The organism is Ancylomarina sp. YFZ004 (assembly GCF_054254355.1).
In genome coordinates, this window is the sequence record NZ_JBTCHQ010000001.1 from 104,197 (window position 1) to 119,446 (window position 15,250).

Consider the following 15,250-nt stretch of genomic DNA (forward strand, 5'->3'; position numbering starts at 1 on the left):
ATCACAATTACCCATAAATTATGAAAACTTATTTACCACACTACTTTAAAAGAATTGGAATTCTATTTGTATCTATTGCATTTATCTTATCGTGTATTTCCGGAGTAGATGACTTTAGAAAAGGTTTTATGGAAAGTTACACAGAACAACAAAGTCTAAATGAAGAATCTGATAAAGTAGATCAAAGTATTACACCATATTTTACTAAAGAAGAATCTGATATATATGCTAATATTAGTTTATTCTTTTCCATTATAGGTTTTTTAATCTACCTCTTTTCTAAAGAGAAAATCGATGATGAATTCATGCAACACTTAAGATTAAAATCAATGCTTCAAGCCTTTATAGTTTCCTGGATTATCTATGGTGTGGCAAAAATCTTTTCAAGTATTATTCCATTAGATGGCATCTACATTTTACAAATGCAACTCATAGTTTATGTTATCATATTCCATCGTAATAAAAACAAGGAACTTTCGGAGGAAGAGGAACAAGAAATAGCACTGAAAGACTAATCGATATGAAAAACTATTTAAAGGTTGAACGAGCAAAAAAGGACATCACGCAGGCAAGTTTGGCTGAAAAGATAGGTGTCTCTCGACAAACCATAAATGCAATCGAAAAAGGAAAATTTGTTCCCTCTACCCTATTGGCTCTAAAAATGGCTCGCTATTTTGAGACGCCTGTTGGTGATATTTTTGAATTAGAAGAAGGAGAGTGATTCTCTCTCATTGATCTTAAATAAAATAACTCCTAAGCACTTTCCTGATACGGAAGGTGCTTTTATTTTTGTTTAGAACTATACTGTCTCCCATAAATACATTGGCTACAAACTTCACCATCAATTTCAGCAACATCAACCAATTTCCCCCATAATTCAAAGTCGAATTTCTCAAGAAGCTTTATACTTAAACTACATGGCGGTAAAAAGATATTGCCAGCCATCACATTAATACCTTCCGCCGCTCCGTTGCAGTCTTCCACCACTCCGTTGCAAGCTTCCACCGACACTAAAAGCCAACAGAGCAAGACCAAATACCAAACTAGCTAAAACAATTAACAAAACATTAGAACAGGAAGGCAACACAAGAAAAATCAGAGCCATTACGACGATCATAAATTGCAACTGAATGGCTTAACATCGCAATATATGGGCAAGGCAGAGCAAATGAGTAAACAAACTGATAATAGGACCGCCACACAAAACAATAGGTGTAGCTCCATAAAACAATATAATACTAAAAACTCTTTATATAGAACTCCCCTATCCTAAAGTGTAGCTTTAAAATATACATATCATAATTGGAAGAGTGAAAGGGCTTATTTGGGGAGATTATTCTTAATTTAGGCTTCGGAAAATAAATTAACAACAGCTTTTCAAAAAACATATAAGAGATAACAGCCATATGGACGTTATAAACTAGTTAGGCAAAATTGAAAAAAAACAGAAGCGCAATAATGAAAAAGATTAATAGGCAAATAGACATCTCAAATACAATGGAGCTTCTTGAAAAGTTGCAAGGTATTGAGAGTTCAGTAGTCTCCTCGGAAGAATTTTCGGAAAATTATAAAGTAACCCTTTCAAAAGCAAACAAGGGTATAAAGTTTAAATTACATCATGATTCGTTTATTTTTTCGCATGATAAATGGAATTTTGAAAACCTAAACATCAAGTCTGATGATTTAGAAATTAAGGTTCCATTTATGTTTTTTACCAAACAGTCAAATAGAATCTCATGTGGCAAAATTCCAACGTTTGAATTTGGAAAGTTCAGTAAGGAAATTAAAGCTTTTCATAGACTAGTCCTACCTGTGGATGGAGAATTGAATTTTATGTTTTCCATTGAAAATGTTGGAATTGAATACAATTACAAAAATAAATTCCTTACAAGAGAAGCAACCGAAATTGAAATAAATGATAAAACATTTCATTTATTCTTAGCCAAAAACAAGTCAAATAAAACATCTAATCAGAACTACTTAATATTGGAAAGCAAATCCCCAATGGAGTACTCTGAATTCTCTGAGTACTGCTTTTCCATATTAATCTGCTTCGGCTACATCTCAGGTGATTTCATAAACAATGATGGTTACTTTTTTCAATATGATAATATTGAAATGAATGATCCCACAGGCTTGTATTATAGCCAAATGAGAGGGTCTATAAAGTGTCAATATGTTCCAATCTTCTCAAATCCTTATGGATATATTCACAATTCTGAGATTTCAGATTTATATAAGGATAAGGTAAGAACACTGTACATAAATGAATTTTCAAAATTGTGTCAATTATGCCATTCTAACGACGATGTTAAATCGATATTATTATTACTGATTGAAGTACATACCCAAACATTAGTTTCTGGACCTGGTATTTTATCCATCGCATTAGAAACCATAGCAAATGTAGTTTATGAAGAAAACGAGACAAAACTAGCTCCAATAAAATCAAAAGCCATTTCAAAAAAAATTAGACAGAGTTTAATAAAAGCTCTTGATTCATTTAGGGATGATGTTGATGAAGAGGGGATTGAAATAATTGAAAATAGAATCAACCAAATCAATCAACGAACAAACCGAGATAAATTATTAATTCCGTTTAATATATTAAAGATTCCAATTTCTACAATTGATATTGAGGCTATTGAACAAAGAAATGCCTTTTTGCATGGTAAAACTCCTATGGTTAACTCAAATGACCCCAAAAATTTAAATGAAGCTGATAAGTTTCGATATTATCTTTACCTGAAAATTTATGTTTTGATATCATCCGTAATTTTAAAGTATGTTGGTTATGATAATTACGTTGTAAATTATCCGAAGATATATGAAAAAAGTACAGGGATAAAATTAGAAGAAGATCATTACAGGCTGATCTAAAAACAACTTTGCCTAACAAAAGCTATATGTAATGCGGGGTTTAGCGGGTAAATCAACCGCAGTTCTCCGGTGCAACACCGCCAAATCTTTGATTTGTCAATTTATAATTTGAATTAATGTAAATCAAAGTTTTGGCTAAATGCAGATTTAAAGTGAAGCGCTTCGAAATCCCGCAAAACACATAGCAAGCCCGTTACCAGTAATTTCAAAAACTATGACAAATCAGATATTCCCTAAAGACAAAAGAAATAAATGGATAATCTACATTGGTATTCTAGCAATTCTCACATTGTTACTTTCTAGTATTTTTGGAACAGGACAAGGTCAACACCTAGATGGTTCAGCTGCTGCATTTAACGAAACAAGAATAGCAACTTTAAGAACTCTATTTTTAAATATTCCAATATTGGGTTTTGTTCTTGGTACAATTCTCAGTCTTATTCCATTTAAAGGAGCAAGCTACAAGCAAAAATACCTTCGAACATCTCTATTGATTACCCTAATTATTGAAGCATTTTTTTTCGTATTATCATTAGCAAGTAGCATTTACGCACTTTTAAAATAACTACTACCCTTAAATAATCGTACTTTTCATATACAAAACCGTTATAATCAAAGGCTGCCACTCCCCGATTGGCAGTCTTTATCCTATGATAAACTCCCCCACTATTAAACCTGACCTAAACTTTTCTCCCATAAATACCTTGGCTACAAACTTCACCATCAATCTCGGCCACATCAATCAATTTCCCCCATAATTCAAAATCGAACTTCTCAAGCAGTTTTGTGCTAGCGATGTTGGGTGCTAAAAGAATGGCAAACAGATTTCTAAAACCTAGCGCTGGTGCCTTGCTTAAAGCAAAATTCATCAACTGACTGGCATAAGCTTTACGAAAATGATTTTCGTGAATATAATAACTTACTTCGGAAGACATAGCTAAAGCTCGCCGCCCTGCACGCCAAGCTGAAAATGAGAACCAGGCAATCACTTCGCCTTCCACTTCACCCACATAAACAGGATATTTATCCTCTGAGTGCGACTGAAACCATTGCTCGCGTTCTTCTAAACTGATATGATCTAAATCAGCAGTGCAATACCTCGCATCAATAGCTTGGTTGTAAATTGTATTAATTGATTTAAGGTCGGTATGTTGGGCTAAACGAATATTCATTATTTGATTGTAGAGGTTTGATTTAGGATTTAAAAATAAGAAATTCTATACGAATAGATAGTATCAAAGAAGTTTTCGATTGTTAATCAAACTTAATATTTAACAATCGCAGTAAATGTATGGTAAAATACAATTTCAGAACATTATATTTGATTCCAATAGCGTCCTAAATAAAATGGCGCTTCGCCCAAACCCGACTTCATTTTTTGGCTTGATCCAAAAAACGAAGCAAAAAAGATCAAGGCTGCTTTTTAAATATCTTTCTTATTTGCCTCATGCTTAAGTGTGGCCGGGTGATTTTCGAACAAGTTCTCAACTTCCCGGTCTTACTAAAGCTTTCGTTAAACGAAAAAGATTTAAAAGAGAGGCCCTATTTCCTTGAGCTTAAAAAAGAACCCCTTGTTCCTAATATTGAGCTTAATTGTGAGATTAGTAATGAAATACAAGGCACAAACAAAAACGTTTAGGACGGGATTGATTTGATTCAAATATAATACGACACAAAACAATGATGGAGTTTCATACATTTCAGTCTGAAGTGATAAATAAATATATTCATAAAATCTATTCTTCAAATCAAGAGGCAGTCAAGTCAACTCACTACAACTGTCTACCATCAGTTTATCCAATTCTCACTTTTTTATTCCATTCTGAAGCAGAATTCGATACCAATAAGGTAACTATTAAACATTCTAAAAATGGAATGCAATGTCTTCTTATTCTCCCCTATTCTAAAACATTAAATATTTGTAATTCTGGTCCATCAAAAGAGATCTCAATTGTATTCAAACCTTTCAGTATTCATAATTTCTCAGCTAATATTAGCTCAGAAACAATAAGCAATGGAGTTATTAATGCTGATAAAATATGGCCTGATGAGTTGTTAGCCTTAAATAAAAAATTACTAGCTAGTGATATCAGTATTAGCGAACAGATAAATGAGATCGTATTATTTCTTGAAAAGCAATTTATTAGCCACTGCGACACCAACGAGAAATGCATTTCCCCTAAGGATCTATTTGAATCAATAATGAAATTGCCCGAAAGAAGTCTTTACCGAAAATTTAAAAAATACAGTTTTTTAGCCCCTAAGCAGTTTGAAAAAATAATCCGAATTAGAAAAGCTCTTAATCAGGCTAAGCAAAATAAGGAAACATCTCTCACTCAAATAGCATGTGATCAAGACTATTTCGATCAGGCTCATTTTAATAAAGAGTGTCAGAATATGGCAAATATTACACCCAGAAAAATCATCAAAAATATGCTAGATCGAGATTCTGATGCACTTTGGTATCAAGACTAAAACTTTGGCTGTTTTTTACAATTATAAATCTCCCCATTTATCTTCTTTTGCAGACACACAAAACATACACACATATATGAAATACCTTTATTGTTGCATTATCTTATTCTTATCCATTTTTGCTAATGCTCAAAACAATGAAAATCCAGATATAATTAAACTTAATACTATTTCGCCAAGCGATGATCAGTTTGATGACCTAAAACCGCTTAAAGATATCATTGGTGAAGCTCAGGTCGTTCTCCTTGGGGAACCCACACATGGTGAAGGGAATGTATTTGAAGCCAAAACACGCTTAGTCAAATTTCTAAATCAGGAAATGGGATTTGATGTATTAGCTTTTGAAAGTAGCTTATATGATTTCAACAAAATCGATCAAAGTATAAGCGAAGGAGATAGCAAAGTAGACTGCCTAAGGCGATGTATTTATCCGATTTGGGCTCAAGCAAGTGAGTTTCAAGGCATGCTTAAATATCTAGTCAAGCAAAATACGAAATTAGAAGTTACGGGCTTTGATTGTCAACTTATGAGTGAGTATTCTCAGGAAATGCTATTGGGTGACCTATTTATTATCTCTGAAAAATTAAATTCTAAACTAAACGAAAAAGAGTTACAGTTTTTAAATGAAACACTTAATTATTTAAGTGACAGCTTTGACGTTCCAGACACTTACAAGTTGAAATATTTAATTCGCTTGATTAATCGTTTTGAGCTAAAATTAAATCGATTGGACACAGATAAAATCATTAATAAGCAGCCAGTTCACCTATGGTTACAGCTCCTTTTCAATATAAAAGAAGTTGCAACAGATTACCATCAAAATCATCCATCACGTAAATCGAGAGAGGAATTTAAAGCCTCTGATAATAATACTCGAGATGCACTCATGGCAAATAACTTGCTTTATTTCATCAAGCACAATCCAAATAAGAAGATTATTTGTTGGGGAGCTAATGCCCATTTTGCAAATCAGCTAAAAGCCTTGAATAATGAAGAGTTCAGTCGTTTTGTTCCAATGGGTAGTATCTTAAAAAAAGAACTTGGTGATAAGAAGGTGTTTATAATCGGGAGCACATGTGCAAGTGGAGAATATGCCAGTATTTCAGAAGAATCTAAAACTGTTCCTACTCCTACTAAAGAAAGCATAGAATGGAAGCTCATATCTGATTCTATCAACAACGCGATTATTCGCCTAAATAAAGAAGATGGTATAACTTCTTCGGCTCTTGAATATACACCTCTTAAAGGTAAATGGGGGAACGTATTCGACGCGCTTTTGTTTATCAAGGAGACAAAGCGCTGCAATTTATATCAAGGAGACTTTAACTACGAAGAAGAACTCGAAGAGTTAAATCAAGTGGTAGCAGAAACGGTTCATTCCAAAACATCGAGCTACAAATCAATTCGTCAATCTGACATTGATAGAACAATTCTAGGGAAGATAATCATGGATAAAAATGATGAGCCGATTCCGTATGTCAATATCGGTTTAAAAAATGATGCTATAGGTACTATTAGCAACGAGCAAGGTGATTTCAAACTGGACATTACCAATAATAATCTCCAGGATACAGTCTGTTTTTCATGCATTGGCTACAAGATTCAATATCATCCGATAAAAGAATTTTTGAATGCATCGAGATCAGAAATTAAAATGGAAGCTCAGAACTATGACCTCAATGAAGTGACAATATCTGTAGAAAGACTCACGGCAAAAAAGATACTTAGAAAAACGATTAGAGCAATCGATAAAAACTACTATCAGAAAGCCTATACACAAGATGTCTTATTCCGCAAAAAAGATAAATACTCAGATAGTAATTCCGAATACCTACTCGAATTTGTAAATCGCACTTACGACAGTAATGGCTACAAAACTAGATGGTTGGACATGACAAGTGTGAAAGAATATAAGCAATGTCTTGCAACAAGGATTGCCACTATAGATTCGTTAGGAAGAAGTTTAAATGGGTATAAATCTATTAAATCAAAACGCCATCATTACCACGCTTATCAGGATCTGATCAATTTTAGAAAGAACAGCTTTCTGAATACCTTGAAATGGTTCAGATATGATTTTCAACTTTCCGATACACTTAAGTTCAATGGACAAAGCGTTTTTCGAATCGATTTTAAATGCAAATACCCATCATATAGAAGTACTCTACAACTAGCAGCATTAAAATTTCATGGATATCTATTTATAAATATGGATGATTATGCCATTGTAAAAATAGAAAGCAATACTATAAACGATAGAAATAAGATTTGGAATGCAGAAAAATCCGAGGCTTATAAATCAAAGGACATATGGTTCGAACGCGATGTCGTATTCTATAGCAAACAAGGCAATTATTATTTTATGGATTATGCCTATCATCATGATAATTGGTCACCAATAAGCTATAATGAGAGGTTTGGTTTTAAGGCAACACTATTTAAATCAAAGTCATTCAAAATCCCAAAGACATCTAAAACTGTATCTGATGATTTTTGGTCAAGCTATGTGCAACATCATCGATACAAAAACAAATATCAATATCAGGAGATAAAAGAATTCAGTAAAAACTAAAAAAACCTGACTGGTTTATTTACACGGTGTAAATAAACCAGTCAGGTTTAATTTTATATTTCTCCTATAAGGTATTTCTTATCCCGGAAATTTAGGAAATTTCTGAAAATCAGGATCACGCTTCTCTAGGAATGCATTCTTACCTTCCTGAGCTTCCTCCATCAAGTAATACATCATGGTTGCATCACCTGCAAATTCCATCATACCACGCTGTCCATCAAGCTCAGCATTCAAGCCACGCTTAATCATACGAAGAGCCATTGGGCTACGCTGCAACATAATCTTACACCACTCAACAGTTGTGTCCTCTAGGTCTTCTAAAGGCACCACCTTGTTAACCATACCCATATCTTCAGCTTCCTTAGCGGTATACTGCTGACATAAGAACCAAATTTCACGTGCTTTTTTCTGACCGACGTGACGAGCTAAGTATGAAGAACCAAAACCAGCATCGAAACTACCTACTTTAGGGCCAGTTTGACCAAACATTGCATTATCAGAAGCAATAGTCAAGTCGCAAACCACGTGTAAAACATGGCCACCACCAATAGAATAACCATTAACCATAGCAACAACTGGCTTGGGCATAGAACGAATCGCTTTGTGCAAATCCAATACATTCAATCGAGGAACACCATGCTCGTCGATATATCCACCAACTCCTTTTACATTTTGGTCTCCACCCGAACAAAAAGCTTTGTCTCCTGTACCTGTGAATACAATTACGCCAATATCAGAACGCTCACGGCAAATTTCCATAGCATCAAGCATATCGAAATTCGTTTGAGGACGAAAAGCATTATAAACCTCTGGTCGGTTAATGGTAATTTTTGCAATTCCTTCGAAGAAATCAAACTTAATATCTTCGTATTCTTTTATTGTAGTCCACTTTCTTGTTGTCATCTTTCTTTGTTTTTCATCCACAAATCTCACTGATTACACCAATTTTAAATGCAAAAACAGCTTAAAATTCAGGGATATTATATTGCTATTTATATTTCTCTTAAAGTCTTAAAGTAATCTTTTAAGATCACATCATTCAATTCTCTTGGTGTTTTTAGCTCCAAAATACAGGCTCTATTATCAGCCTTATAAAAATCTAGCAAGGTCTGATCGAGAGCTTCCAAGCTGTCGGCATAAAAATAATCTAAACCATATGTTTCAGCAAGCTTATCAGCACGATATTCTTGAGTTGTTTCAAAATATTCTTCCAATTCGGGCGCATCAGATGGCCCAGGGATAAAACGAAAGATTCCCCCACCTCCATTATTTATTAAAACGATCTTCAAGCGTTTATTTAAATATTTATTCCACAAGCCATTACTATCGTAAAAAAAACTAATATCACCAGTTATAAGTGTGGTGATTTGACCATTCACATGTGATGCTCCAACTGCGGTTGAAGTACAGCCATCAATCCCAGAAGTACCCCGATTTGAGTTATATGAAAGATTCTGATCAATTTTAAACAATTGAGCATAGCGAACGACTGAAGAGTTTGCCAATTGTAGATTTCCTCCTTCAGGAATAGCTTTTAAAATCGACTCAAAAGCCTTTAAATCTGACCACTCAGTTTTTTGCAGATAAGTACCATGTACTAAATCACAAGCTTGATCTCTATCTTTCCATACTTCTGCATACTTACTCTCTTTCTCTGTAAAAAGAGCTAATAGATCTTCAAAAAATAGATCTGGAGCAAGATCTATATGCGAACTAAGGGTTTTGAATGTATCAATAAATGTATCTTCTTTCCCTATGAACCAATGTTTCTTAGGAGAATGATCTCGCAAGAATGACTTGATTTTTTTAGAGACAAGTGGTCCTCCAAAATTGATGAGCAGATCGGGTTGGAAATTATGAATTTCTTCAGATGAAAAGCTCGTAATCACTCTATCAATACAGGGTAGAAAAGCTTCATTCTGCAAGTTTGAAATCGACTCAGTCAGAACAACAACTTGCTTGTATTTAGCTAACTCACTTAAGCATGCATTTAGCTTTTCATTCTTAGGCAATAGACCAGCTAGAATTAAAATTTTCTTTGAAGCTTGCCATTCCTGACTCAAACTCTCATTTGCCTCATTTGAAAGTGCCTCTTTCGAAACCAGCTTATTAATGATTCTTTCAGATTTATATTCCTGGGCTTTTTCACCATAAAGTGGTTCTCTAAATGGCACATTAATATGAACGGGGCCCATTCTTCCAGAAATGGATTTCGATAAAGCCTCATTCATTATTCTATTAATACTCCATAAATCATCAGTTCCGTCAATGGCAATAGGCAGCTGATAACTTGCTTTTACAAAATTTTGCAAAACATTCACTTGATCTATAGCTTGACTATCATCCTGTCCAATCCATTCCTGAGGTCGGTCGGCTGAAATAACGACTAAAGGTAATCGTTGGTAAAATGCTTCTGCTATGGCTGGTGCATAGTTTAGAAGAGCTGTTCCTGATGTGCAAACCAAACCTACAGGCTTCCCTGTTTGTTGAGCAATACCCAAGGCAAAATAAGCTGCACTACGTTCATCAACTATCACCGGGGTTTCTATACGTTTATCGCGAGCAAATGAAATGCTTAGAGGCGCATTTCTCGATCCTGGAGAAACAACAACATGATTTACTCCTTTTGCCGCACAAATATCAATTATTTCGCTAACACCTTTTATATCTGATGTATTTTGTGTCATTCTTATATTTTTAGATAGGAATCCATTGTCTTAAAATTATCTTTTAAGCGATGAATTACATTCATGAAAAGCGTCCTCTATTTATCACAGATAAAAGAGTTTGTGCTTTATGCTGGGTTTCTTCCCATTCCTTCTCAGGAATAGAATCGGCAGTAATGCCGCCACCGACGAATAAAGATAATTGATTTTCTGCTATTTTCATGGTTCTCAAATTCACATACAAATCAAAATCTCCACTCCTTTCCATAGGTCCCCAATAGCCAGCATAATATTCCCTATCGTGGCATTCAACACGATTGATTAAATCTAACGAATTTTGCTTAGGTAAGCCACAAACAGCAGGTGTTGGGTGTAAGGCTGTTATCATACTTGCTTTATCTTCAAAACTAAGCTTCTTTTCAATTTTAAATTCTGTCTTCAAATGAGCTATCTGTCCAGCTTGAACCGTAAAAGGTCCTTTTCTTTCAAAACCATCAATCGAATTTGCCTTAAAAATAGTTTCTATATAATCACTTACAAAAGCTTGTTCCTCAATCTCCTTTCTTCCCCAATTAATAGAAGAGAGGTCCGAATTTAGTATTGGCAGAGTTCCAGCAAGTGCAACGGTTTCTGTTTTATTATTTTCAGATTTCAGAAGTAATTCGGGACTCGCACCCATCCATGAACAAATACCTGGAAGAGAAACAAATGAAACGAAAGCTTGTGGGTAATGCTGGCAAAGCTGAACAAACAAGGATGGACTATCCACATTGTTATCTTTATTTTCAATCAGAATACGAGATAAAATTGCCTTTTTCAGCTTTCCTCCTTTTAGAGCCTTTAACATTTCGGATATCTGAGAAAAATAATCAGATTCAGAGCCTTCAATACAAGCATTGCTTTCATGTGATAGCAACTCGTTTTTACACGAATTAAGTAAACGAAGTTCAGCTTCATTAATACTATCGGAACTAAAATTCATATCCTGTCGAATAAACCAAGAAGGGTGTTTATCGTTTGAATCAAAAGGTGCCAACACAAATCCTTTTTTGCCTTGCAATTCAATAATATTTTGGAATTTCATCAGATTCAAATCCTTCTGAACTCCAATCTTAATAGAATGTGAATTTGGTAAGCGGTAAGCAAAAAATGGAAGGTGATGACTCAAACAATACGTGAGAATACTCTCCATCTTTTCCAAAACAAAGGCATCTATCATAGCTGTTTCTTTAACACAACATTAGTCAATCTACAAACTGAAATGAGTTTATCTTGTTCGTTGCAAATATTTATTTCTACAATGTGACTTGTTCTACCCTTATGTATGAACTTAGCCTTCGCTTTTAATGTCCCTTTTTTGATACTTCTTATATGATTGGCATTTATCTCCATACCTTTCACGTCAAATCGATCCAAATCGACATGAATAACTGAAAGAGCAGAGCCTACCGATTCAGCTAAAGCTAAAGTTGCTCCTCCATGAAGAATACGCATGGGTTGATAATGCTTTGAAGTAACAGGCATCTCTGCAACCAAATAGTCTTCACCAATTTCGGTATATTGAATCCCTAAATGTTCCATCAGAGTGTCGGAACAGATCTTATTTAGATGTAGGAGTTTTTCTTCTTTATTAATCATATAGCAAATATATAATAATAGACAGAGATGAGAAACTGGAATGCAGATTGATTTTAAGAAAGAAGGTAAGCATTCTAAATCATGACAAGGCGATATATTAAGATAAGAACATCTAGTTCTGAACATCAGAATATTGCGCATAAAAAAAAGCCCAATTCACATTGAGCTTTAGAAAGAAAATTCTTATAAGTGAATTAGTCCATTTTTACATTAACGGCATTCATTCCTTTTTTTCCTTCAACAACATCGAAAGAAACAACGTCTCCTTGGTCAATTTTGTCAATTAATCCTGTTACGTGTACAAAGATGTCTTCTTCTGTCTCATTGTTTTTAATGAAACCAAAACCTTTAGTTTCATTATAGAATTTTACGGTACCTTGTGGCATTACTTCAATTTTTTGTTATTAATAGCATGGTAAATTTACCTAATTGGATGTAATATAATAATTATGGATCAATTATTTAAAAAAAAATCTGCTTTAAATTTGAACCACCTTCATTTAAAGCTCTTCTCTACGATTTTTTTTAGACTAGAATTCTTTATTCAATTTCGAAATCATTCATCTCATAAAATTATCTAATAATCACATTCATAAAGGGAATAAAAACATGATCGAAATCCTAATTGATTGTTACGAGTGCTTTTTAAGAGACTATAAGTAAACAATTAAAGTACATTTGCTTCACTTAAAATTCAAGCACTGGGAAATGGAAAAAAAATTAAATACGACTTCAGGCTACATCTACACTTTACAAGCTTTTCTTGCATGGGGAATACTTCCTATCTACTGGAAACTACTCAACAGTGTACCCGCACTAGAAATTCTTGCCCATCGTATATTTTGGTCTTTTATCTTTCTACTTATATGGCTTTTGTTGACCCAACAGAAAAGAGCTTGGAATTTACTTAAACAAAAGAGAACTCGAAATAGTTTACTGTTGAGCTCTTTGCTAATCGGATCAAATTGGGGCTTATATATCTATGCTGTTAATTCCAATCAGATTATTGAAGCAAGTCTTGGTTATTACATCACTCCGCTGATGAATATCATGCTAGGGATTATAGTTTTAAAAGAGAAATTAGATAAGCTTAAACTATCAGCCTTAATTATTGCCTGTCTATCTGTCTTATATCTAACCTTAGATTATGGCCAATTCCCTTGGATCTCTATATACTTAGCCGTATCATTTTCTCTGTATGGACTTATAAAGAAAACTGCTGGAATTGAAGCGATGCCTGCCTTAAGCATTGAAACATTAATTCTTACACCCATAGCCGCAATATTTATTGGTTACAAAATGGTGCTAGGTTCAGGAGCTCTATTCGAAGGCTCTAGCTTTGTTGATATAATGTTCATATTATCGGGAGTTGCAACAACTCTACCTCTTTATTGGTTTGCAAAGGGTGCACAACGTATTCCTCTGTCTTCAGTCGGGTTTATGCAATATATAGCACCATCAATAATGCTTATAATTGGAATTGTGATGTACGGCGAAACTTTCAAACAAGAACAGGCTATCGCCTTTGGTCTGATTTGGGTAGCTCTTGTGATGTATACTATTTCGATGATTCAGAATACAAGAAAGAATAAAATAAAGGGTAAAGGGTGATTTAAATATACCGCATTTTACAATCGACCTTATTCAATAATTCTAATCTTATTTTTCCTTGCCAAGCCCACTCGTTCCGGCATCGAGAACATATTTCCATTTATTGTTTTTATCTTTTTTCCAAATAGAAACATAAGAGCCTCTGAAAGTTGAATCGGCAGTTATATACTTATAAAAACCATAAGTATATGCCATATCTCTTGATGTAGAAACATCAACATATTCGGGCTTCCATATTAATGTATTCCCAGCAAGTTCTACTTTATCAAAAAGAGCTCTTATATTCTCATTCCCTACGATAGGGTATGAATTATCACGAAGCATGACTGCCTTTGGTGAAGCAAATTTATAAAATGAATCAGCCATACCATGCTCTTGAGAATAGGCTGAGAAAGCTCTATCCGTTTCAAGAACTATATTGCATTCATCAATTAAAGACGTTGATTTCCCACATGATAATAAGCCTAACATTAGAGCTAAAGAGATCTGAATTATATTTTTATTTAGCATTGCTTTCATTATTTTAGTCATATAAAAATAGTAAAACCTAATCCTTTTTAAAATGGTATTTCATTTTAAACTCAAAAATTCACCCCATGTTCATTCATAAACTATCTCAGGAAGTTGAAATATCTGGTATTGATAAAAAACAGATCTACAAGAATGGTCAATTTGAATCACTAATTGTTGCTGTTAAAAAAGATACGATTGTTCCTGCACAGCCAGCTCCTGCCGATGCTGGTTTATATCTAATTTCAGGAAAGATCGAATTTGAGATTTCTGGAAAGAAAACGCTCGTTGAAACGGATGACTTCTTTTCATTCTCTGAAGGTGAAATGCATGCCTTAAAAGCTCTTGAAGATTCGAAATTTATCATATCGCGAAATCTTTTTGAATAAATGATATTGCCTTAAAACAAAGAGAGGCTGTCAAATTAATTGACAGCCTCTCTTTATTCTTTTAGAACTAAATCTATTCTTCGCCTGAAGTTTCTTCTTTCTCAGCTTCAACTTCATTCAACATATCGTTTTCCTGAAGAATATTATACCACTGAAAAACTTTCTTCATATCAGAAACATAAACACGATCTTCATCGTAGTTAGGTAGAATCTCTCTCATATAAGCTTTCAACTCGTTACCTGAAGATTTGTGACTGATAGCCTGTCCACCATTCTCTTTTTCTTTGATACTCTTAATTACCTCTTGTAATTGAACATCTCCTTCTTCTGTAAAAATTGCGATATCCTCTAAAGCAGAAATTTTTGAAGTCGCATGTGCAGGCATACGTTTTTTATCGATTAAAGATTCTACGATAAAACCACTTTTTGAGTTTGAAACTAATTTAAACAGACCTGTTTGTCCTGCTATAGCTAATATTCCTTTCAACATATTGTCTTTTTTTTAGTTG

Annotated in this window: 17 protein-coding genes; 8 read left to right on the forward strand and 9 right to left on the reverse strand. The window is 34.0% G+C overall.

The features are described 5' to 3' along the window. Positions 1–20 precede the first annotated feature (20 nt). Both ACXR6G_RS00450 and ACXR6G_RS00455 read left to right on the forward strand, forming a co-directional pair. The gene (locus tag ACXR6G_RS00450) at positions 21–515 is read left to right on the forward strand and encodes a hypothetical protein (RefSeq protein ID WP_458359424.1); all 495 of its coding nucleotides are present in this window, start codon (positions 21–23) and stop codon (positions 513–515) included. A gap of 5 nt (positions 516–520) precedes the next feature. Continuing rightward, positions 521–721: a helix-turn-helix transcriptional regulator gene (locus ACXR6G_RS00455; RefSeq protein WP_458359425.1), complete on the forward strand. Its 201-nt coding sequence runs from the start codon at positions 521–523 to the stop codon at positions 719–721. 62 nt (positions 722–783) lie between these two features. Here the strand turns inward: ACXR6G_RS00455 and ACXR6G_RS00460 are convergent, their stop codons facing one another. Then, complete coding sequence (locus tag ACXR6G_RS00460; RefSeq protein ID WP_458359426.1) at positions 784–984, reverse strand: hypothetical protein; 201 nt, start codon at positions 982–984, stop codon at positions 784–786. Between the two features lie 474 nt (positions 985–1,458). On the opposite strand from ACXR6G_RS00460, the gene ACXR6G_RS00465 reads away from it, so the two are divergent. Beyond that, positions 1,459–2,880: a hypothetical protein gene (locus ACXR6G_RS00465; RefSeq protein ID WP_458359427.1), complete on the forward strand. Its 1,422-nt coding sequence runs from the start codon at positions 1,459–1,461 to the stop codon at positions 2,878–2,880. 214 nt (positions 2,881–3,094) lie between these two features. Further along, positions 3,095–3,445 carry a hypothetical protein gene (locus ACXR6G_RS00470; RefSeq protein WP_458359428.1) on the forward strand — a complete coding sequence of 117 codons (351 nt, stop codon included), beginning with the start codon at positions 3,095–3,097 and terminating at the stop codon, positions 3,443–3,445. Positions 3,446–3,560: 115 nt separating this feature from the next. Here ACXR6G_RS00470 and ACXR6G_RS00475 read toward each other — a convergent pair whose 3' ends face one another. Then, positions 3,561–4,052 (reverse strand): N-acetyltransferase family protein, encoded by a 492-nt coding sequence (locus ACXR6G_RS00475; RefSeq protein ID WP_458359429.1) that lies wholly within the window; start codon positions 4,050–4,052, stop codon positions 3,561–3,563. Between the two features lie 508 nt (positions 4,053–4,560). On the opposite strand from ACXR6G_RS00475, the gene ACXR6G_RS00480 reads away from it, so the two are divergent. Continuing rightward, a complete protein-coding gene (locus ACXR6G_RS00480) occupies positions 4,561–5,355 on the forward strand; it encodes a helix-turn-helix domain-containing protein (protein WP_458359430.1) in 795 nt (264 codons plus the stop codon). A 76-nt stretch (positions 5,356–5,431) separates the two neighbouring features. Continuing rightward, the gene (locus ACXR6G_RS00485) at positions 5,432–7,927 is read left to right on the forward strand and encodes an erythromycin esterase family protein (protein WP_458359431.1); all 2,496 of its coding nucleotides are present in this window, start codon (positions 5,432–5,434) and stop codon (positions 7,925–7,927) included. A 78-nt stretch (positions 7,928–8,005) separates the two neighbouring features. On the opposite strand, the gene menB is transcribed toward ACXR6G_RS00485, so the two are convergent. From menB to ACXR6G_RS00510, 5 genes are all read right to left on the reverse strand, one after another. Continuing rightward, positions 8,006–8,830 (reverse strand): 1,4-dihydroxy-2-naphthoyl-CoA synthase, encoded by an 825-nt coding sequence (gene menB, locus ACXR6G_RS00490; protein WP_458359432.1) that lies wholly within the window; start codon positions 8,828–8,830, stop codon positions 8,006–8,008. A gap of 89 nt (positions 8,831–8,919) precedes the next feature. Beyond that, entirely contained in the window at positions 8,920–10,614 is a 1,695-nt protein-coding gene (gene menD / locus ACXR6G_RS00495) for a 2-succinyl-5-enolpyruvyl-6-hydroxy-3-cyclohexene-1-carboxylic-acid synthase (RefSeq protein WP_458359433.1), read from the reverse strand. Between the two features lie 61 nt (positions 10,615–10,675). After that, positions 10,676–11,812, reverse strand: a complete 1,137-nt coding sequence (locus ACXR6G_RS00500) for a chorismate-binding protein (RefSeq protein ID WP_458359434.1) — start codon at positions 11,810–11,812, stop codon at positions 10,676–10,678. Beyond that, complete coding sequence (locus ACXR6G_RS00505) at positions 11,809–12,231, reverse strand: PaaI family thioesterase (RefSeq protein ID WP_458359435.1); 423 nt, start codon at positions 12,229–12,231, stop codon at positions 11,809–11,811. Before ACXR6G_RS00505 ends, ACXR6G_RS00500 begins: the two co-directional genes overlap by 4 nt. A 194-nt stretch (positions 12,232–12,425) precedes the next feature. Further along, positions 12,426–12,617 carry a cold-shock protein gene (locus tag ACXR6G_RS00510; protein ID WP_458359436.1) on the reverse strand — a complete coding sequence of 64 codons (192 nt, stop codon included), beginning with the start codon at positions 12,615–12,617 and terminating at the stop codon, positions 12,426–12,428. Positions 12,618–12,939: 322 nt separating this feature from the next. Here ACXR6G_RS00510 and rarD point away from each other — a divergent pair, with 322 nt between their 5' ends. After that, positions 12,940–13,842: an EamA family transporter RarD gene (gene rarD / locus ACXR6G_RS00515; RefSeq protein ID WP_458359437.1), complete on the forward strand. Its 903-nt coding sequence runs from the start codon at positions 12,940–12,942 to the stop codon at positions 13,840–13,842. A gap of 48 nt (positions 13,843–13,890) precedes the next feature. Here the strand turns inward: rarD and ACXR6G_RS00520 are convergent, their stop codons facing one another. After that, positions 13,891–14,373, reverse strand: a complete 483-nt coding sequence (locus ACXR6G_RS00520; protein WP_458359438.1) for a hypothetical protein — start codon at positions 14,371–14,373, stop codon at positions 13,891–13,893. A gap of 65 nt (positions 14,374–14,438) precedes the next feature. On the opposite strand from ACXR6G_RS00520, the gene ACXR6G_RS00525 reads away from it, so the two are divergent. Next, positions 14,439–14,741: a cupin domain-containing protein gene (locus tag ACXR6G_RS00525; protein WP_458359439.1), complete on the forward strand. Its 303-nt coding sequence runs from the start codon at positions 14,439–14,441 to the stop codon at positions 14,739–14,741. Positions 14,742–14,814: 73 nt separating this feature from the next. Here ACXR6G_RS00525 and ACXR6G_RS00530 read toward each other — a convergent pair whose 3' ends face one another. Beyond that, positions 14,815–15,231: a DUF5606 family protein gene (locus ACXR6G_RS00530; protein WP_458359440.1), complete on the reverse strand. Its 417-nt coding sequence runs from the start codon at positions 15,229–15,231 to the stop codon at positions 14,815–14,817. Between the last annotated feature and the right edge of the window lie 19 nt (positions 15,232–15,250).

Excerpts from the sequence above, each read along its gene's own strand:
- ACXR6G_RS00450 (WP_458359424.1), top strand. The coding sequence starts at position 21 with ATGAAAACTTATTTACCACACTACTTTAAAAGAATTGGAATTCTATTT.
- ACXR6G_RS00455 (WP_458359425.1), top strand. The coding sequence starts at position 521 with ATGAAAAACTATTTAAAGGTTGAACGAGCAAAAAAGGACATCACGCAG.
- ACXR6G_RS00465 (WP_458359427.1), top strand. The coding sequence starts at position 1,459 with ATGAAAAAGATTAATAGGCAAATAGACATCTCAAATACAATGGAGCTT.
- ACXR6G_RS00470 (WP_458359428.1), top strand. The coding sequence starts at position 3,095 with ATGACAAATCAGATATTCCCTAAAGACAAAAGAAATAAATGGATAATC.
- ACXR6G_RS00475 (WP_458359429.1), bottom strand. The coding sequence starts at position 4,052 with ATGAATATTCGTTTAGCCCAACATACCGACCTTAAATCAATTAATACA.
- ACXR6G_RS00480 (WP_458359430.1), top strand. The coding sequence starts at position 4,561 with ATGATGGAGTTTCATACATTTCAGTCTGAAGTGATAAATAAATATATT.
- ACXR6G_RS00485 (WP_458359431.1), top strand. The coding sequence starts at position 5,432 with ATGAAATACCTTTATTGTTGCATTATCTTATTCTTATCCATTTTTGCT.
- menB (WP_458359432.1), bottom strand. The coding sequence starts at position 8,830 with ATGACAACAAGAAAGTGGACTACAATAAAAGAATACGAAGATATTAAG.
- menD (WP_458359433.1), bottom strand. The coding sequence starts at position 10,614 with ATGACACAAAATACATCAGATATAAAAGGTGTTAGCGAAATAATTGAT.
- ACXR6G_RS00500 (WP_458359434.1), bottom strand. The coding sequence starts at position 11,812 with ATGATAGATGCCTTTGTTTTGGAAAAGATGGAGAGTATTCTCACGTAT.
- ACXR6G_RS00505 (WP_458359435.1), bottom strand. The coding sequence starts at position 12,231 with ATGATTAATAAAGAAGAAAAACTCCTACATCTAAATAAGATCTGTTCC.
- ACXR6G_RS00510 (WP_458359436.1), bottom strand. The coding sequence starts at position 12,617 with ATGCCACAAGGTACCGTAAAATTCTATAATGAAACTAAAGGTTTTGGT.
- rarD (WP_458359437.1), top strand. The coding sequence starts at position 12,940 with ATGGAAAAAAAATTAAATACGACTTCAGGCTACATCTACACTTTACAA.
- ACXR6G_RS00520 (WP_458359438.1), bottom strand. The coding sequence starts at position 14,373 with ATGACTAAAATAATGAAAGCAATGCTAAATAAAAATATAATTCAGATC.
- ACXR6G_RS00525 (WP_458359439.1), top strand. The coding sequence starts at position 14,439 with ATGTTCATTCATAAACTATCTCAGGAAGTTGAAATATCTGGTATTGAT.
- ACXR6G_RS00530 (WP_458359440.1), bottom strand. The coding sequence starts at position 15,231 with ATGTTGAAAGGAATATTAGCTATAGCAGGACAAACAGGTCTGTTTAAA.